The organism is Brevundimonas sp. GW821-FHT10E09, from assembly GCF_058809375.1.
Map to the genome: position 1 here is coordinate 65,882 of NZ_JBXASO010000004.1, position 16,823 is coordinate 82,704.

The window sequence follows — 16,823 nt, forward strand, 5'->3', positions numbered from 1 at the left end:
GCGGCTCAACGCCCCGGCGTATACGGCCGCTTGGCGCGCCAGTCTTCGGCGAATTTAGTCAGGGCCGCGTCTGGCTCGTCCGGCAGGGTCACGACCAGCCGCGCCAGCAGATCCCCGCGCCGCCCCTGGGCGAAGGCCCCGCGCCCTTTCAGCCGCAGCAGCTTGCCCGAGTTGGAGCCGGCCGGAATCGTCATCTGCACCGCGCCCTCGGGCGTCGGCACACGCACCTTGGCGCCCAGCACCGCATCGGGCACCGACACCGGCAGGTCCATGGTCAGGTCCGCCCCGTCGCGTTTGTAGATCGGATGCGGCTCGATCTTCAGTTCAATCAGGGCGTCGCCGTTCTCGGCCCCGCGTCCCGGCGCGCCCTGTCCGCGCAAACGGATGGTCTGGCCGTCCGCCGCCCCCTTGGGAATGGTCACGTCCAGGGTCCGGCCGTCCGAGAACTGGATCCGCTTGGTCGCTCCGGCGATGGCGTCTTCCAGACTGATGTCCAGCGTCGCCTTGACGTCCTGGCCGCGCGCGGTGAAGTCCCGCGCGCCCCTCTGGCGTCCGCCGCCCCCGAACATGCCGAACAGTTCGTCCAGATCGACGCCTTCGAAATTGGCCCGGCCGCCCGGCCCGCCACCGAACCCGCCGGTCGCGCCTCCGAACGGGCTCCCGCCCGGCCGCGCCCCGCCGCTGAAGCCGCGATATTGCTCGTTGCCGTCGTTATCCAACTGGCCGGCGTCAAACTTGGCCCGCTTCTCGGCGTCGCCCAGGATGTCGAAGGCCGCCGTCACCCGCTTGAACTTGTCCTCGGTGATCTTGTCGCCGGGGTTCTTGTCGGGGTGCAGCTCCTTGGCCAGCTTGCGGAACGCCTTCTTGATCTCGTCCGCGCTCGCGCCCTTCGAAACGCCCAGTTCCTTGTAGGGATCGCCTGCCACGTGCGTTGCCGCTCCAACTGAAAACACCAAGAGGCCGTCAGTTAAGCCATGCTCCCGCCCCCGCAAAGGGCCGGACCCGGCATATTTGCTCAGATCAGGCCGATTTCCGCCTCCACGCCCCAGCCGAACCCCTCGCCCCACTGCGCAATGCCGATCCGCGCCGTCGGCGTCACGCCCCCAGGAAAGTCCGCCCCCATATCGGCTGCGGAATACAGGAGCGTCGTCCCTTCGACCTCCATCGTTCGCCGCACGTCTTCGGCGTCCGTCACCCGCACCCGGAACCGCATCGGATCCACCCCCGCAGGCTCCCCGTCCCATCCGTCCCCATACAGGCGCACGCGCGGCGTCCACCGCACCGTCCATCCTTCCGCCCCGGCCTCCACAATCAGCCCCGCCGGCGACCACGGCCGGGCGTACAGGCCCTGCAAGGTGAAGCCGGCCTCGCGAAACCCCGCCCCGCCCGGCGCCGCCCCCGCCGGTCCGACGCGACAGATCAGCGGCAGCCCCCGTTCGTTGCGCCCGATTTCGGCCCGCGCCAGCCGCTCGTCCAGAAACACCGCCACCGATCCCGTCGCAGCCCCCGCCCTCATCTCGACCTCGGTGCCCTGCTGTCCGCGCAACAGGCCCCTCAGCCGCCAGGTGTCCGCCCCGACCAGGGTCGCCGACCGATATTGCACCACCTCCCACCCCGCCGCCGTCTCGACCGCCAGGGCGTTGGCCCCGCCCAGCACCGCCAGCGCCGAGGCGCTCTGCGGCGCCGCCCCCTCGACCCGCACCGTCAGCGCCTGAACCTCGTCCCAGCGATGGCGAACCCCCGGCCCCAGCGGCTGGACCAGAACCCCGACCGTCGCCGCCGTCTCCAAGTCGCCCCGCGCCGTCAGAGTCTCCGCCCCGGCCCCGGCGTGCAGCCGCATCGGCCGCCACGGCTCGGCCGCCGCCGCCACGACCGGCCGCCCGTCGTCCTCGCCCCCCATCAGGGGCGGCAGGTCCATCACCCGCACGAAAGGCGCCCCGACTACGGCCAGCACTTCGCCGCCGCGCCCGCCGCCCTGATCCTCAAAGGTCCGCCGGACCCCGACCGGCTCCAGCACCGCCGACGGCGCCTCGTCCGCCGTCGTTCGCGTCACCCGCCAGTCGCCCTCGCGGCCCTCCAGCCGCACCACATCTCCCGGCTCCAGCCGCAAGGCCTCCAGCGGCCCCAGCGCCAGGGTCGTCGTCTCCGCCCCAGCCCCGTCCAGGGCCCGCTCCGCCGCCGCCCGCGCCAGACCGCCCCCGCACGCCAGCGGCAGATCCAGATCGACCCCGCCGCCGGTCGCGGGCTCACCGATGTCCGTCCGCACGACCACCGCCCCGGTCTGATAGTCGGCCGTCTCGTCGATAAACCGCACCCGCGCCTCGCCGGGCCGCGGCTCCAGCGCGCGCGTCGCCGTCTCCGCCGCCCCCTGTTCCGGCAGGGCCAGGGCCGCGCGCGTCAGGTCGGCGCAGGTCGCCGTCCGCCCCAGCACCGCCACCCGCCCGTCCCGCTCGGCCGCCACCGCGTCGAACGCCGCCAGCAGCGGTTCCAGCGCATCGCGGGTCCGCATCGGCCGGTCGATCACATAGCCGGCCGCCGCCCCCTCGACGCCCTCAACCGCCCTCTCGTCCGCCGCCAGACCGCCGCGCGCCAGCACCGCCGCGATCAGGTCGCGCCCGTCCCCCGCCAGCCGTCCGTTCAGCCAGTGCCCGGCCCGCCACGCCCCTGCATCCGCCCAGACGTCCCCCCGCGCCGGAAAGGCCGGATAGGGACGCGCGTCCCAGCACCAGGCGTCCGCCCCCGCCAGCATCGGCCCGCCATAGACCGCCGACACCGGATTGTTCACGGCCGCCGCATAATGACTCAGCACCGCCTCCAGCGCCGCCCGCTGCACCGCGTCGTCGCGCGCCCCGGTCGATCCCGGCGGCAGGCGGCTCTCGCTGCTCTTGGGGTCCTGAAACAGGTTCGGCGCATTGCCGCCCCGGTCCACCGCCGCACAGCCGAACTCCGACAACCGCACCGGCTTCATGCCGGGAACCCAGGCCGTCGGCGTCGCCGCCCGCACACCGCCCGGCCGGTCATGATGAAGGTTCGACCACCACCCCTTCAGGTCCTTGGGCCGGAACAGCCAGTCCTCGCCATGCGCCGTATCGACGATGGGGGTCCTTGCCTGCGCCGCCCGGTCGGCCTCGCCTGCATAGAACCAGTCGAACCCCTCGCCGCCCGCGACGCCCGCCGCCAGATAGGCCGGGTCCGCCGCCCCATCGAACACCGCGGAATCCACCCCGCCGTCGCCCTCGCGCCAGTCGGTCAGAGGAGGATACCAGTCGATGGACACATGATCGATGGTCTCATCGGCCCACAGCGGGTCCAGATGAAACACCACCTCCCCGCCCGTCTGCCGCCCGAAATATTCGCTCCAGTCGGCCGCATAGGACAGTTTCACCCCCGGCCCGACCACCGCCCGGCACTCCGCCGCCAGCGCCCGGAACTGTTCGACCGCCGGAAAGCCCCCGGCCGCATCCCGCGTCCAGGTCACCCCCCGCATCTCCGACCCGATCAACAGGCCGTCCGCCCCCTCCTCGGCGGCGATCCGGGCATAGTGCAGCGCCATCCGCCGCAGCCCCCAATCGTCCGCCCCGCCGAACAGGGCCGCGATCTCCGCTGTCGCCCCCGCCCCGTCCACGCCCGCCACCCGTCCGCGCCACGGATAGCCTGGGCAGTCCATGAAGACGAACGGATACAGCGTCACCTCCAGCCCCCGCGCCTTCAGCTCGCGGATCGCCTGTCGCACGCTCTCGTCCGACGGCGTCCCGCCATAGGCCGGGGCAGATCCTCCCCCGCTGGGGGAGGTGTCGGCGAAGCCGACGGAGGGGGCCCGACTGACCTCGTACGCCTCATGCCTTTCCACTCCCGCCACCGACCAGTCCATCGGTTCGGTCGGCTTGTCGCGCCGCTCCACCCCCGGCCGCACCCGGCAACGCCCGGCCCGCAGATCATCCCCGAACCATCCCACCACCAGACTGACCCGTTTCAGGTTCGGCAGCTGCGCCTGCAGCTGGTCCAGCGACACGACCAGGTCCGCCCGGCCCTCGCCGTTGTGGACATTCTCCGCCGCCGTCCGCGTCAACCCCTCGCGCCGCATCACCGTCTCGGTCGCCAGGGCGAACTCCCCCGCGCCGGGGATCAGACACACCCCCTCCAGCATATCCTCCAGCCGCGCCTGTTCCCCGCGCGGTCGCCGGAACACCTCGAAACTCAACTGCGGAACCCGGTCCCCGAACGGCCCCAACGGCAGGTCCTCGAACACCACATAGGCCGTGCCCCGATAGGCGGGCGCCGCCCCTTCGACCGCCTCGATCAGCGGATCGGGCGTCTGGTCCTCGCCCCCGCGATACACCCGCATCGCCACGCCGTTCAGGTCCATCAGCCGTCCGTCGGCCCAGACCCGGCCGATCCCATCGATCTCCCCCTCGCACAGGGCCACGGCGAAACTCAGCGAATAGACATAGTCGACCGTCTTCGGCCCGCCCTTGCCCGCCTGTCCCCTGGCCTTGTCCTCCAGGAACCGCGCCGCCCAGATCACCTGACCCGTCACCCGCGCCCGCCCGAACACACAGGCCATCGGCGCCCCCTCCGCCGTCCCCTGCACCTTCAGGGCCTCCAGCCTCGGCCCGACCTGCCGCGCCGGCGACAGCGACCCGACCACCCGATTGTCGATCGCCCGCCCGATCGTCGCCCCGATCACCCGCCCGACCGGCCCCCCGACCGACTGCCCCACCGCGCTCAGTACGACTTGCGCCATCTACGCCTCCTCAAGGAAACCGGAACACGGCGACCAGCCTTCGCCGCCACCACGTCCCCATCCAGCTCTCCACCACCGCCCGTCCCCAATAGGCGTGGATCATCCTCGGCTCCGGCCCGCCGCAGTCGCTCAGGATGGCGCAGTGTTTCGCCGCCGCCCCCGGCGACATCCGGAACAGCAGCACATCCCCCGCCCGCATCGCCTCGACCGGGACCGGCCTCAACCACCGCCCCGCCGCCTCCAGCAGGGTCTCGCGCCCGCCGGTCTCGGCCCAGTCCGGCGAATAGGCGGGCAGCCCCTCCGGCTCCTCCCCCACCACTTCGCGCCACACCCCGCGCACCAGCCCCAGACAGTCCGCCCCCACGCCCTTCATGCTGGCCTGATGCCGATACGGCGTCCCCAGCCAGGCCCGCGCAACAACCACCGCCGCCGCACGCGCCTCTCCCTCCCCCTGCGGGGGAGGGGGGTCGAGCCGGAGGCGAGACCGGGTGGGAAGGGCCAGGCGACCCGCGTCCGCTGCCCCTGCCGCCCCCACCCCGTCATCGCTGCGCGCTGACGCCCCTCCCCCGCAGGGGGAGGGAGAAATCACCGTCGTCGCTCCCCTCACCGCCGGCTCCCGCCGTCGTTCCGCGCGCCTCCCGCCGGATAGGCCGTCAGGAAGTCATCCCCCGGCACGTCCGCGAACCCCCGGAAATTCACTCCATTCCCGAACGTCCCGACACAGGTCTCCCACCGCTTGTCACAGCGCCGCCCCGCCGCCGCGATCCCGCAGCGTTCATCCCCCAGCCGCGCGTCGCACATCCGGCCATAGGTCCGCCCGACCACCCGCTCCAGCTTCGCCAGCGGCCCTTCCAGATCGGCCAGGAACCGCCCCTCCTCGCGGCGTATTCGCGCCAGGGTTCCGGCCCACAGCCGCACCTTCAGGCTCGGCTCCGACCAGTCCACCCGCCACAGCTCGACCTTCGCCCCGTCGAACAGGCCCGCCGCCACATCCGCCTCGGTGATCGCCGCCTCATCCAGCGCGCCCGCCGCCGAAACAGCGCCCGCCGCCAGGCCCACGGCGCTCTCCGCCGCCCCCGCCGTCCAGCCGCTCCCGGCCCGACAGACCAATCCGTCCACCACAAGGTCGCGGTCATGATCGGTGAACCCCGTCACCGCCCCGTCGGCCCGCTCCAGCCGCCAGACATGACAAAGCCTCGCCGCCCCGCTCTCGATGCGGGCGGCCATTTCGTCCGGTATGTCTCTCATCGTCACCTCTGTCGTGAGGGCGTGACTCGTGAATCGTGAATCGTGAATCGTGAGCGGCGGCCTCCCGAGCCACGCCGCCCCTCTCCTCGCCATCCACCACTCACCATTCACCCGCTTCAGACCCGCACCTCGATCAGCGGAACGGCCGCCATCCGCCCGGCGTCGAAACTCTCCAGGGTCGTCTCGATCCGGTCCGTGTCGAACCGCACCGGGGTGTCGAACTGAAAGCCCGCCGTCACCGCAGCGCCCGCCGCCGGCGCGACCGCCAGGCTCACCGCCCCGGTCGCCGCGTCCACCGCAAAGCCCGAAGTCTCGACGCCCCCGACCGCGACCCTGACCGTCCCCTCGACCGGCTTGACGATCGACCGCTCCACGTCGCCATAGGCCTTGATCAGCGGGAACACCGTCCGCACCCCGTCGCCGACGCCCAGCGCCTGATCCCCCGCCGAGACCGTCCCGCTGGGCGCGCACGACTTGAAATCGGCGAAGTCCTTGAACCGGAACCCGTACAGCCGCCCCCGCCGCGCCTCGAAGAAGGCGATCAGCGCCGCCATGTCGTCCAGCGACCTCAGGTTCGCCCCGATCAGATACCGCCGACGCCCCATCGCCCAGGGGCTGGACCGCCGCTCGAATCCGGAGCCCAGGGTGGTGATCTCCGTCCTTCGCTCGACCCCGCCGGTCGAGCCGAAGGCCAGCCGCGCGGGCAGCCGCACCTCATGGAAGTCCATCCGAACCTGTCCCCTGTTTCACTTGTTCGCAGAGCGCCGCTCGTCCATGCTCGCCCCATCGCGGCCGCAATGGCCGTATCGAGACGGGAGCGAAGACTTGCGCGGCGAAATCCTCAGCTATGACACCACGGCCGGAGCCGGCCTGATCAGCGGCGACGACGGCGTGCGCTACAGTTTCGTCTCATCCAGCCTTCAGTCGCCGGCCGTGCCCGCCGCCGGCGTCCGCGTCGATTTCGTGCCCGAGGGTGAAGAGGCGACACAGATCCTGATCCTGGCCGGCGCCCCCTCGACCGTCGGCGTCGCCGGCGGCCTATCCGCCTCGACCGACACCACCCTCGCCGGCTTTGACTGGCAGAAGCTGTTCCTGTCGTTCGAGGGCCGCGTCCGTCGTAGCCATTTCTGGATCGGCTGGCTGGTCCTGCTGGGCGTCAATGTGGTCATCAGCTGGATCCCCGTCATCAACCTGCTCGGCTTCGTGCTGATCTGGCCGAACCTCGCCATTTCGGTGAAGCGCCTGCACGACATGGGCAAGACCGGCTGGCTGGTCGCCATCCCCTGGGTCGCATCGACCGTCTTCCTGATCATCGGCTTCTTCATGGTGATGGGCGCCGCCATCGCCGGCGGCGTGGGCGCCGACTATTACGAGAACAATCCCGCCGCTCTCTTCGCCATGATGGGACCGGCCGTGGGCGCCTTCGTCCTCGCCGCCCTGGTCCCCCTGGCCTTCCTGCTGTGGATCGGCCTGGTGGAAGGCGATCAGGGCGACAACCGCTTCGGCCCGAACCCCAAGAGCGAATAGCCTCATTGCCTGAGTGACTTCAGCGCCGCCCCGTCCTCGACGGGGCGGCGTTTCTACATCCGCCGCGCCCCCAGGCTGACCGCCCGCGCCAGCATCTGGGCGATCTGGGCCTCGGAGCGCAGCAGGGCCGGGGCCCCGCCGTCCACCGCCACATTGACCGTCACTCCGCCGCCAGAGACGGGGCCGACCTCGCCGCCGGTCGCCGGGCGAAACACCTCCGGCCCGCGCTCCCCGACCAGATAGGCTGCACCGCCCAGCACCGGCCCCCCGTCGGCCCGCGCCCCGCCGAAACTGCTTATCGCCGCCTGGATCGCCGCGCTCAGTCCGCCGCCCGATCCGCCCGACCCCGCCGCCGCGTTGACCGCATCCAGCACCGCCTTCGCCAGTTCCGACAGCGACACCTCCCCGTCCGCCGCCGCCCGCGCCAGCGACCGGGTCAGACTGTCGCCCGCCCGTCCGAACGCCGCCTCGATCGCATTGGCCGCATCCTCGGCCGGGCCTTTCAACGCCTCCAGCGCCGCCCCGGCCTCGGCGGTCTTCAGCGGCAGATCCTCGATCCCGCCGCGCCCGAATTCATCCGTCATCCGGCCAGTCCTCCATCAGCTTCGTCAGCCCCGCCCGACCCATCGGCGCCGTTCCGCGCGGCGCCGCGGTCAGCATCCGCCACTCCTTCAGCGACAGCCGCCAGAAGGCCTCCGGCGCTATTCCCATCCGCATCGCCGCCCACAGCATCTCGCCCCACGGTGTCTGTGCAGACGTCACCGCGCCGCCGCCTCGAACGCCGCCGCCACCGCCCGCGCCGCCTCGCGCGGCTCGACCCCGGCCACATCCGGCGCCGTCTCTCCGCCCCCGCGCAGCACCGCCGCCAGCACCACCATCAGATCCCGCGCCGACAGAGCCTTCATCCGCTCCGCCGCCGCCGCCAGTCCCTCGACCCCCAGCCCGGTCTCGATCTCCGCCAACGCGCCCAGGGTCAGACACACCCGACGCCGCACCCCGCCCAGCACCACCGCCCCCTCCCCGCGCGCGCCAATCTCCCCCCCTTGGGGGGAGAGGGCCGCCCCGCGGCCCGAGGGGGGCCAGTTCCCGCCGCTCATATCGCCGAAAACCCGATCTCGCCCGCGCTGGCCAAACTCAGCGCAAAGGTCGCCTCCTCCTCGTGCTCGCCGGCGTATTCCAGCGCCGCCACCAGGAACGGCCCCTCCAGCACGCCGAAGTCCGGCACCACCAGCCGCTCGCCCTTCTGCGCCCCATAGACCAGCGCCCCCGACGGCCGCGCCGCATTGTCCAGCAGGGCCTTGTTCCAACTCGCGTCGCAGTCGCTCGTCCTCTTCGGGGTCGTAGATCCGTCCACCCATCCCGTCCTCTTCGCTGTCTTCGGCCTCGACGCGCGGGCGGATCGCGTCCACCAGCTTGGCGGCGCGCGCAATCACCCCGGCGCGACGCGCCAGCTTTTCCGCCTCATCCAGGGTCTCGGGTTCCTCGCTGCAGATCATGTCGGTCGCACGCTCGACCGCCGTCTTCAGCCGTTCGAACAGGGACGCCAGCCAGCGGCCGCCCGTTCCCGTCTCTTCGCCTTTTCCCGCCATGCCCAAACCATAACGCACCAGCGTCCTCAGGCTGGAAACTCGCCCCGAGAAAAGCATAAGCGTTTGTATTTAAGCGATTTGGACCAGCGTCATTGTAACAGTTGACGCCGAAAGCCCGACATAACCGGCCTCAAGCAGCGCGAGGCGCGATAGGCCAGCAAAACGCCCTACCCGCGTTCGACCGCCCACTCCGGCGCCTCGAAATCCAGCGCATCCTCCGGCTCGGCCAGCGACAGCTCCGAGATGGTCTGCCCCCGCACCGACACCCCGGCCGTATGCACCGTCTCCGGATCGCCCGAGACCAGCGGATGCCAGGCCGCGAGCGGCCGCCCCTCGTGCAACCGGCGATAGGCGCAGGACTTGGGCATCCACGCCAGGGCCTGGATATTGTGCGGCGTCAGCTTGATGCAGTCCGGCACCTGGGCCTTGCGGTTCGCATAGTCGGCGCAGGTACAGGCGGCGGAATCGAACAGTTTGCAGTGGACCCGCGTCGGGATCACCGCGCCCGAATCCTCGTCCTCGAACCGGATCACGCAGCACAGGCCGCACCCGTCGCACAGTCCCTCCCACTCGGCCGTGGACATCTCGACCAGGGTCTTGGTTTCCCAATAGGGCTGAAGCGGGGACGGAACGGGGATCATGGGACGGCGCGCCTAATCGGTGGATGCGGCGATCAGATGGCGGCCGCGACTTGGACCGGCCCATAGCATCCCTGTTTCGACAGGTCTCTCCGTTCGCCCACGCCCCCGGCTCAGTGACCGACGGTCTTTGAGAACAGGTTGATCACCACCACCCCGCCGATGATCATCGCCAGGCCCGCGATCGCCGGCCAATCCAGCCTCTGGCGGAACGCGACCGCCCCGATCACCGAGATCGCCACCACCCCCAGACCGCTCCAGATCGCATAGGCGATCCCCACCGGCATCTGTTTCAGCGCGACCGACAGCAGATAGAAGGCCAGGCCGTAGCAGACCGCCATCCCCGCCGTCGGCCAGGCCTTCGTGAACTGCTGGCTCTGCTGCAACAGGGTCGTGCCCACGACCTCCAGCCCGATGGCCCCCAGCAGGGCGGCCCAGGTTATGGGGCTCACGCCTCGTTGGCCGTGATCAGATGGCCGGGCGTCAGCAGCGACAGCAGGGCCCGCCGCTGGTCCAGCGACACCGCATGCGTGCCGAAGATGTCCGACATCCACAGTCCGTCCGCGATAAGCCTCAGCATCAATGCGTCGTCCGCGCCGACCGGGTCGCTGGGATCGTCGATCTTCACCTTGGCGATCCAGCCGTTCCAGCGTTGCGCCAGTGTGGGTTCGATGGCGCAGGCGGCCATGACAACCCGTCCGATGCTGATGTCCTGAGGCGTGAAGGGCTCGATCACCGTGGCCCGCAGATAGGCCCGCGCATTCCGGCCATAGGGCTCCGGGTCCCGGGCCGCCTCGGCCAGGACGCTGTCGGTGTGCATTTCCCCCAGATGGTCGATCATCCCCTCCAGCAAGGCGATCTTGCTGGGGAAATGGTGCAGCAAGGCCCCCTTGCTGACCGTCGTCCGCGCCGCCACCGCATCCAGGGTGAAGCCCGACGCCCCCAGTTCGGCGGCGACTTCCAGCGCCTTTTCGATGATTTCGGCCCGGGTGTCGTCGGGGGCGCGGCGGCGTGTCGTGATGTCCATGACCGCTACATACCGTCTGGACGGTATCTGTCAAATCCCAAAGGCCGTGGCGGATCGAGCGTCCCTCCTCTATATGGCCGCCAATGGCAGCCAGACCCCCCCTCGTCGCACTCAAGGACGTCCGCCTTCAGGACGGCCAGCGCCCCCTCTTCGACGGCGTCGACCTCGCGGTCGAACCGCGCAGCCGCGCGGCCCTCGTCGGCCGCAACGGCGCCGGCAAGTCCACCCTGATGAAGGTGGTCATGGGCCTGATCGAGCCCGACAGCGGCGACCGTTCGGTCCAGTCCGCCGTCCGTTTCGCCTATGTGCCGCAGGAACCGGAAATCACCGGCGAAACCCTTCTGGACTACGCCTCGTCCGGCGAGGCCGAGACCTGGACGGCCGAGAGCTGGCTGGCCACCTTCGGCCTGGATCCCGAGAAATCGACCCAAGGCCTGTCCGGCGGCGAGACCCGACGCGCCGCCCTGGCCAAGGCCTTCGCCGAAGAGCCCGACCTGCTGCTGCTGGACGAGCCGACCAACCACCTCGACATCCTGGCCATCGAACTGCTGGAGAACGAGCTGATCCAGGCCCGGTTCGCCCTGCTGGTCGTCAGCCACGACCGCGCCTTCCTGAACCGCGTCACCAATACGGTCCACTGGCTGGAGAACCGCCGCGTCCGCACCCTGAACAAGGGCTTCGTCGAGTTCGACGAATGGTCGACCAAGGTGCAGGAGGAGGAAGCCGAGGCCCTGCGCCGCCTGACCAAGACCATCGAGCGCGAGACCGTCACCTTCTACTCCTCCATCACCGCCCGCCGCAGCCGCAACGAGGGCCGCGCCCGCTCGCTGGACGCCCTGCGCGCCGAACGCGCCGAAAAGATGAAGGACGCCCCGCGCGAACTGTATCTGGGCGTCGATTCCGGCGGCACGTCGGGCAAGCTGGTCGCCGAGATCAAGGGCGTATCCAAGGGCTTCGCCGGCCGCACCCTGTTCAAGGACCTGACCACCCGCATCATGCGCGGCGACCGCCTGGGCGTCGTCGGCCCCAACGGGGCGGGCAAGACCACCCTGGTCAAGACCCTGCTGGGCGAGCTGGCCCCGGACGAGGGCACGGTCCGCATGGGCTCCAATCTGGAATCCGTCTATCTGGATCAGTCGCGCGAGGGGCTGAAGTCGGACATGACCCTGTGGGACGCCCTGACGCCGGGCGGCGGCGACAGCATCCTGGTGCGCGGCGTGTCCAAACACGTCGCCGCCTACGCCAAGGACTTCCTGTTTTCAGAGGCCCAGCTGCGCCAACCGATCTCGACCCTGTCGGGCGGCGAACGCAACCGCCTGCTGCTGGCCCGCGCCCTGGCCAAGCCGGCCAATCTGCTGATCCTCGACGAACCGACCAACGACTTGGACATGGACACGCTCGACAAGCTGGAAGAGCTGCTCGAGAACTATGACGGCACCCTGATCCTGGTCAGCCACGACCGCGACTTCATCGACCGGCTGTCCACCTCGACCCTGGCCCTGAACGGGCGCGGCGACATCGTCGAGACCCCCGGCGGCTGGACCGACTTCATCCGCCAGAACCCCGGCTTCCTGCGCCCCGGCGCCAATCCCCGCCCTCAGGACAAGGCCGCCGCCCAGCGCGCCGCCGAGGCCCCGCCCCCCGCTGTCGCCGCCAAGAAGGTCGGCAAGCTGACCTTCAAGGACGCCCACCGCCTGAAGGAGCTGGAGGCCCTGATCGACGCCCTGCCCGGCCAGATCGCCAAACACGACGCGACGCTGGCCGACCCCGGCCTCTACGCCCGCGACCCCAAGGCCTTCGACGCCGCCATGAAGGCCGCCGACAAGGCCCGCGCCGACCTGGAATCCGCCGAACTGGAATGGCTGGAGCTGGAAGAGAAGAAGGCGGCCCTGGCGAGCTAGCCTTCCTTTTCGTCGTCGCCTTCCGCGGGGGTCTTTGATCCCCCGCGGCGGTTCTGAGCCACGCCCACGGCGATGAAGGCGACGAGGCCGAAGGCGAACCACAGGCCGAAATCCTTGGTCAACAGGCCGATCAGCCCGAAGATCAGAAGCACGCCGAACGGAGTGAGCTTTTTCATGGCGTCGACCTTATGGCGGATTTCAGCGTTTGGCGAGTTGGCCGGCGCCGCCGCCCCTTGAAACCAAACCCGCCGTCACCCACTCCACTGACATGACCCTGCGCACCCATGTCGTCGATTTCGCCCCCGCCCAGCAGGCGGCCGTGCGGCGGATCAACGCTGTCCTGGCCCGGGCGCCGCGCCTGCGCACCGACGCCTGGCGGATCGACGCCGGGCAGCGGCTGTCGCTGTGGCTGGACGCGGCGGCCGGGGCGATCACCGTGCCGCGCCTGCGCAAGCGCGGCGTCACGGTCGAGATCGTGCAGACGGAAGGCGACCAGCCCGTGCCCTTGCGCATCCTGCGGCCCGAAGGTCCGCCTCGCGCCGTCATCCTGGACATCCACGGCGGCGGCTGGGTGCTGGGCAGCGCCGGGCTGAACGACCGGCTGAACGCCCATCTGGCCCGCCACGGCTTCTGCGTCGTCTCGGTGGACTATCGCCTGCTGTCCGAGCGGCGCGGAATCTATATCGAGGCCGCCATATCCGACTGTCTGGCCGCCGCCCACTGGACCGTCACCAATGTGGACCGGCTGGGCGCGGCGACCGTCTTCCTGACCGGCGAATCCGCCGGCGCCCATCTGGCGGCCCTGACCGCCGTGGCCCTGCGCGACCAGGGGCTGATCGACCTGGTCAAGGGCTGCGTCTTCACCTACGGCGTCTTCGACCTGTCGGGCACGGAAAGCGTCCGCTCGGCCGATCCCGACACCCTGCTGTTCAACGGTCCCACGATGCAGGCCGACCTGGCCCGCCTGGCGCCCGAGCGCGACGAGGCGGGCCTGCGCCGTTCCGACGTCTCGCCCCTGTACGCCGACCTGACCGGCCTGCCGCCCGCCCTGTTCCTGGCCGGCGAATACGACCCGCTGTTCGAGGACAGCCTGTTGATGGCGACCCGCTGGGGCGAGGCGTCCGAGGCCGACCTGATCCGCGTGCCGGAAGTCCCCCACGGCTTCCTGCATTTCGGCGGCCCGGCCGCGCGGGGGGCGCGGGGGGCCGTCCGCGCCTGGCTCAACGGACGCCTGAAGTCATAAGGAAAATTCCCGATTGTAGGACTGAGGGATTTCACCTACCTCCAGAGACTTGAGCGCCGCGTGATGCGGGCATTGGGGGAGAAGTAAGCCTTTGAACCCGGACCTGTTTCGTCGCCCCCCCTTTGGCTATGGTCTGGCGATCTGCATCTGGCTGACGGCGCTCGGGATCCGCATGGCCCTGGCCGACTGGTTCCCGCCCGGCTTCCCCTATCTGACCTTCTTCCCGGCCGTGGTGGTCGTGGCCTATTTCGCCGGACTGTGGCCCGCGATCCTGACTGCCGTCCTGTCAGGTCTCAGCGCCTGGTGGTTCTGGATCGGCGCGCCCGGTTTCGACTGGAGCTTGGCGACGGGGATGGCCCTGGCCTTCTACGTCTTCGTCATCGCCGTCGACATCTTCTTCATCATCGGCATGAACTCCGCGACCGACAATCTGCGGCGCGAGGTGGCGCGCAACGCCGCCCTGGCCGAGAGCCGCGACCTGCTGCTGAAAGAGGTCCAGCACCGCGTCTCCAACAATATCCAGGTGGTCAGCGCACTGCTGCGGCTTGAGGCCGGGATGTCGAAGGATCCCGCCGCCCGTCGCGCCCTCTCCGACGCCTCGGCGCGCACCGCCATGATCGCCAATGTGCAGCGCAGCCTGCTCGACGCCGACGGCGCGGCGGCGCCCTTCGACGACCTGGCGCGCCGGCTGGTCTGCGACGCCCTGAACGCCGCCGGCCGCACCGACGTGGCCGTCGTGGTCGAGGAAGCCCGGCACGCCCTGACGGCGGACGAGGCCACGCCGGTCGTCCTGATCCTGCTGGAATGCGTCAACAACGCCCTGGAACACGCCTTCCCCGACCGCCCCGGCCGCATCCACGTCCGCCTGTATGAGCAGGGGGCGGAACGCCGCCTGGAGGTGCGCGACGACGGCGCCGGACCGCCGCCGGGCTTCGATCCCGCCAAGGGACGCAGCCTGGGCCTGCGCATCGTCCTCGGCCTGACGGATCAGCTTCACGGCCGCTTCAGCATCGTCGACGCCGCCCCCGGCGCCCTGTGCGTTCTCAGCTACCCAAAGCCCGCCGCGCACTGACGTCGCGTTTCTGTGGACAACACAAACCGCTGATATGCCAAGGCGAATTTGATCCGTCCACCGATGTTCACAGGCTTGTCCACCGCCGCCGGGCCAATCGTGCACATCGGGGCGAGTTCGGGCGCTTGCCTCATACCGGGTTTCGCGAGAACGTCAACGGGCCGAGGGACACGGCGGCGCGGAAATCGGGGGAGACCCCGGCCTCAAGCGAACCGGCCCGGCTCTCCGACCCGGCGTGATCGGGCGATCTTCGGATCGTAACGTGCGCCAGGCGGGATCCACGGCCCCGGTCTTCGACGGTCTCAGGATCGACGAAAGGCGGGGAACCGGATCGGGATCGACGGACGACGCGGCCGCAAGGCCGTGGAACGCCAGAGACCCGGAGCGCGACAGGATACAGCCGACCGCCCTTTCGGGTTCGCTTGAAACGGCGCTGAGGCCAGGGTCCGACCCAGCCGGCCAAGTCCAACCCGGACTTGGCGAGGGGACGAAGTCGACGGGTTTCCCGAACGCTTCGTCCCCTCGCTCAATTGGGGCCGAATTCACAGACTTACGCTAGACAGACGCCGCCCCATCTGCACCCATGCCGTGCAGTTGGAGATCGTCATGCGCGCATTACAGACCGCCCTGTGCATCCTGGCCGCCGGCGCCGTAACGACGGCCGGTTCGGCGAAGGCCGACCCACGGCTGCAGGACGCGGGGCCGCCCCCTCCGACGCCCTCGCCCATCAGCGTCAGGCCCGCCGTCCTGATCGGGCCGGCCCCGTCGGTCGAGACCACCATCCTGCAGCTGCCGCAGGCCGAAGCGACGTGCGAAGGCCTCGCGGTTCAGCCCCTCTACGCCGACGACCTGCCGGCGCAGCAGGCCGCGCGACGGGGGATGTCCGACGCAGAGACGATCCTGGCCTTCTCGGTCGCGTCGGATGGGCGCACGGTGGATATCCGTCCCGCCGACGCAGCCCCCGCAGCCTTCGACACCCTGCAGGCCGGTCTCGCCGCCTGGCGGTTTCCCGCCCAAGCGCGCAAGGATTGCCGCCTGACGATCCGCTGGCGCAGCGTTCGACTGGACGAGGCGGAAGTCCCGGACCTGCTGAACTATTTCGCCGTCACCCGGACCACCGGGGCCCTGCGCGACGCCGTGGCGAAACGCCTGGGCGGACAGGGCGCCGACTGCGGCGACCGGTTCGGCGGCCGCCGACCGGACACGGTTGTGTTTCCCGACTTTGAAAAAGGGCGCAAGCCCCCGCCCGGCGGTCGCAGTTGGTCCGTGACCCGCTGGAACATCGACGCCGATGGCCGCGCGACCGACGTCGAGACTCTCGGCTCGTCCGGCGACGTAGACCTGGACTCCGAGGCTCGCCGTGCGGCGGCCGAGACCCGGATGCAGCCCGGACCGGCCCGGACCGGCTGTGTCTACAATCTCTATCGCTCGGGCGGGACCCTCGCGGCTCCGCCGCTAACGCCGGAAGATCAGCGTGAAGACCCGCTGCAGCAATGCCCGCCGGCCGTCGCAGACCGGTTCGCCGTTCGGGCCAATCCCGTATTTCCGACCGTCTTCAACGAGCGCTCCATCGAGGGCTGGGCGTTGATCCGCTTCGACATCGCTCCCTGGGGCCAGATCGGCAACGTCTCGGTGATCGAGGCCCAGCCGGCCGCCGCCTTCGGCGTCGACGCCCTGCGGCTGGTGCAGTCGAGCCAGGCCACGCCGGGGTTCGAGGCCGGCGTCCGGTGCGTTGTTCCCGTCCGCTACAAGCTGCAGGACGAGACGGTCGCGCCCGACGTGGATCAGAACTGAACCCCCGCCTTCCCAAGGCCTGCATCCCCTCGTAAAGCAG

At 70.4% G+C, this 16,823-nt stretch carries 17 protein-coding genes and 1 pseudogene; 5 read left to right on the forward strand and 13 right to left on the reverse strand.

Features of this window, described 5'->3' with window-relative positions; translation table 11 throughout:
• Positions 1 to 5 precede the first annotated feature (5 nt).
• The 5 genes from AC1RSI_RS04945 to AC1RSI_RS04965 form a co-directional block, all read right to left on the reverse strand.
• Positions 6 to 926 carry a DnaJ C-terminal domain-containing protein gene (locus tag AC1RSI_RS04945; protein WP_154725855.1) on the reverse strand — a complete coding sequence of 307 codons (921 nt, stop codon included), beginning with the start codon at positions 924 to 926 and terminating at the stop codon, positions 6 to 8.
• An 89-nt stretch (positions 927 to 1,015) separates the two neighbouring features.
• Positions 1,016 to 4,744 (reverse strand): baseplate multidomain protein megatron, encoded by a 3,729-nt coding sequence (locus AC1RSI_RS04950; protein ID WP_492322665.1) that lies wholly within the window; start codon positions 4,742 to 4,744, stop codon positions 1,016 to 1,018.
• Positions 4,745 to 4,754: 10 nt separating this feature from the next.
• Positions 4,755 to 5,168, reverse strand: coding sequence for an NlpC/P60 family protein (locus AC1RSI_RS04955; protein ID WP_447941589.1), 414 nt, complete (start codon positions 5,166 to 5,168; stop codon positions 4,755 to 4,757).
• A gap of 179 nt (positions 5,169 to 5,347) precedes the next feature.
• The gene (locus AC1RSI_RS04960; protein WP_154727082.1) at positions 5,348 to 5,992 is read right to left on the reverse strand and encodes a phage/gene transfer agent baseplate hub protein; all 645 of its coding nucleotides are present in this window, start codon (positions 5,990 to 5,992) and stop codon (positions 5,348 to 5,350) included.
• A 116-nt stretch (positions 5,993 to 6,108) separates the two neighbouring features.
• Positions 6,109 to 6,720 (reverse strand): DUF2460 domain-containing protein, encoded by a 612-nt coding sequence (locus AC1RSI_RS04965; protein WP_008262481.1) that lies wholly within the window; start codon positions 6,718 to 6,720, stop codon positions 6,109 to 6,111.
• Between the two features lie 97 nt (positions 6,721 to 6,817).
• Between AC1RSI_RS04965 and AC1RSI_RS04970 the strand changes: the two genes are divergently transcribed.
• The gene (locus AC1RSI_RS04970; RefSeq protein WP_154727083.1) at positions 6,818 to 7,519 is read left to right on the forward strand and encodes a DUF805 domain-containing protein; all 702 of its coding nucleotides are present in this window, start codon (positions 6,818 to 6,820) and stop codon (positions 7,517 to 7,519) included.
• Positions 7,520 to 7,572: 53 nt separating this feature from the next.
• Here the strand turns inward: AC1RSI_RS04970 and AC1RSI_RS04975 are convergent, their stop codons facing one another.
• The 7 genes and pseudogenes from AC1RSI_RS04975 to AC1RSI_RS05005 all read right to left on the reverse strand — a co-directional run bounded on the left by AC1RSI_RS04975 (position 7,573) and on the right by AC1RSI_RS05005 (position 10,773).
• Positions 7,573 to 8,103 (reverse strand): phage tail tape measure protein, encoded by a 531-nt coding sequence (locus AC1RSI_RS04975; RefSeq protein ID WP_447941590.1) that lies wholly within the window; start codon positions 8,101 to 8,103, stop codon positions 7,573 to 7,575.
• Positions 8,093 to 8,281 carry a phage tail assembly chaperone gene (locus AC1RSI_RS04980; RefSeq protein ID WP_447941591.1) on the reverse strand — a complete coding sequence of 63 codons (189 nt, stop codon included), beginning with the start codon at positions 8,279 to 8,281 and terminating at the stop codon, positions 8,093 to 8,095. The genes AC1RSI_RS04975 and AC1RSI_RS04980 overlap by 11 nt, the downstream gene beginning before the upstream one ends.
• On the reverse strand, positions 8,278 to 8,553 hold the full coding sequence (locus AC1RSI_RS04985; RefSeq protein WP_447941636.1) for a GTA-gp10 family protein: 276 nt from the start codon (positions 8,551 to 8,553) through the stop codon (positions 8,278 to 8,280). Before AC1RSI_RS04985 ends, AC1RSI_RS04980 begins: the two co-directional genes overlap by 4 nt.
• Positions 8,554 to 8,612: 59 nt before the next feature.
• Positions 8,613 to 8,753 (reverse strand): annotated as a pseudogene (locus AC1RSI_RS04990) (phage tail tube protein); the annotation flags it as partial.
• 522 nt (positions 8,754 to 9,275) lie between these two features.
• Positions 9,276 to 9,749 (reverse strand): YcgN family cysteine cluster protein, encoded by a 474-nt coding sequence (locus tag AC1RSI_RS04995; RefSeq protein ID WP_008259885.1) that lies wholly within the window; start codon positions 9,747 to 9,749, stop codon positions 9,276 to 9,278.
• Between the two features lie 110 nt (positions 9,750 to 9,859).
• Entirely contained in the window at positions 9,860 to 10,198 is a 339-nt protein-coding gene (locus AC1RSI_RS05000; protein ID WP_154726786.1) for a DMT family transporter, read from the reverse strand.
• Positions 10,195 to 10,773 carry a TetR/AcrR family transcriptional regulator gene (locus tag AC1RSI_RS05005; RefSeq protein ID WP_008262040.1) on the reverse strand — a complete coding sequence of 193 codons (579 nt, stop codon included), beginning with the start codon at positions 10,771 to 10,773 and terminating at the stop codon, positions 10,195 to 10,197. Before AC1RSI_RS05005 ends, AC1RSI_RS05000 begins: the two co-directional genes overlap by 4 nt.
• An 83-nt stretch (positions 10,774 to 10,856) precedes the next feature.
• Between AC1RSI_RS05005 and AC1RSI_RS05010 the strand changes: the two genes are divergently transcribed.
• Entirely contained in the window at positions 10,857 to 12,674 is a 1,818-nt protein-coding gene (locus tag AC1RSI_RS05010) for an ABC-F family ATP-binding cassette domain-containing protein (RefSeq protein WP_008263494.1), read from the forward strand.
• On the opposite strand, the gene AC1RSI_RS05015 is transcribed toward AC1RSI_RS05010, so the two are convergent.
• Entirely contained in the window at positions 12,671 to 12,850 is a 180-nt protein-coding gene (locus AC1RSI_RS05015) for a hypothetical protein (RefSeq protein ID WP_008264376.1), read from the reverse strand. The genes AC1RSI_RS05010 and AC1RSI_RS05015 overlap by 4 nt on opposite strands.
• 92 nt (positions 12,851 to 12,942) lie before the next feature.
• On the opposite strand from AC1RSI_RS05015, the gene AC1RSI_RS05020 reads away from it, so the two are divergent.
• The 3 genes from AC1RSI_RS05020 to AC1RSI_RS05030 all read left to right on the forward strand — a co-directional run bounded on the left by AC1RSI_RS05020 (position 12,943) and on the right by AC1RSI_RS05030 (position 16,783).
• A complete protein-coding gene (locus tag AC1RSI_RS05020; RefSeq protein ID WP_008260191.1) occupies positions 12,943 to 13,917 on the forward strand; it encodes an alpha/beta hydrolase in 975 nt (324 codons plus the stop codon).
• A 91-nt stretch (positions 13,918 to 14,008) separates the two neighbouring features.
• A complete protein-coding gene (locus AC1RSI_RS05025; protein WP_154726787.1) occupies positions 14,009 to 14,989 on the forward strand; it encodes a sensor histidine kinase in 981 nt (326 codons plus the stop codon).
• A gap of 606 nt (positions 14,990 to 15,595) precedes the next feature.
• A complete protein-coding gene (locus tag AC1RSI_RS05030; protein WP_447941596.1) occupies positions 15,596 to 16,783 on the forward strand; it encodes a TonB family protein in 1,188 nt (395 codons plus the stop codon).
• Positions 16,784 to 16,823 lie beyond the last annotated feature (40 nt).

Excerpts from the sequence above, each read along its gene's own strand:
- AC1RSI_RS04950 (WP_492322665.1), bottom strand. The coding sequence starts at position 4,744 with ATGGCGCAAGTCGTACTGAGCGCGGTGGGGCAGTCGGTCGGGGGGCCG.
- AC1RSI_RS04960 (WP_154727082.1), bottom strand. The coding sequence starts at position 5,992 with ATGAGAGACATACCGGACGAAATGGCCGCCCGCATCGAGAGCGGGGCG.
- AC1RSI_RS04965 (WP_008262481.1), bottom strand. The coding sequence starts at position 6,720 with ATGGACTTCCATGAGGTGCGGCTGCCCGCGCGGCTGGCCTTCGGCTCG.
- AC1RSI_RS04975 (WP_447941590.1), bottom strand. The coding sequence starts at position 8,103 with ATGACGGATGAATTCGGGCGCGGCGGGATCGAGGATCTGCCGCTGAAG.
- AC1RSI_RS04995 (WP_008259885.1), bottom strand. The coding sequence starts at position 9,749 with ATGATCCCCGTTCCGTCCCCGCTTCAGCCCTATTGGGAAACCAAGACC.
- AC1RSI_RS05005 (WP_008262040.1), bottom strand. The coding sequence starts at position 10,773 with ATGGACATCACGACACGCCGCCGCGCCCCCGACGACACCCGGGCCGAA.
- AC1RSI_RS05010 (WP_008263494.1), top strand. The coding sequence starts at position 10,857 with ATGGCAGCCAGACCCCCCCTCGTCGCACTCAAGGACGTCCGCCTTCAG.
- AC1RSI_RS05015 (WP_008264376.1), bottom strand. The coding sequence starts at position 12,850 with ATGAAAAAGCTCACTCCGTTCGGCGTGCTTCTGATCTTCGGGCTGATC.
- AC1RSI_RS05020 (WP_008260191.1), top strand. The coding sequence starts at position 12,943 with ATGACCCTGCGCACCCATGTCGTCGATTTCGCCCCCGCCCAGCAGGCG.
- AC1RSI_RS05030 (WP_447941596.1), top strand. The coding sequence starts at position 15,596 with ATGCGCGCATTACAGACCGCCCTGTGCATCCTGGCCGCCGGCGCCGTA.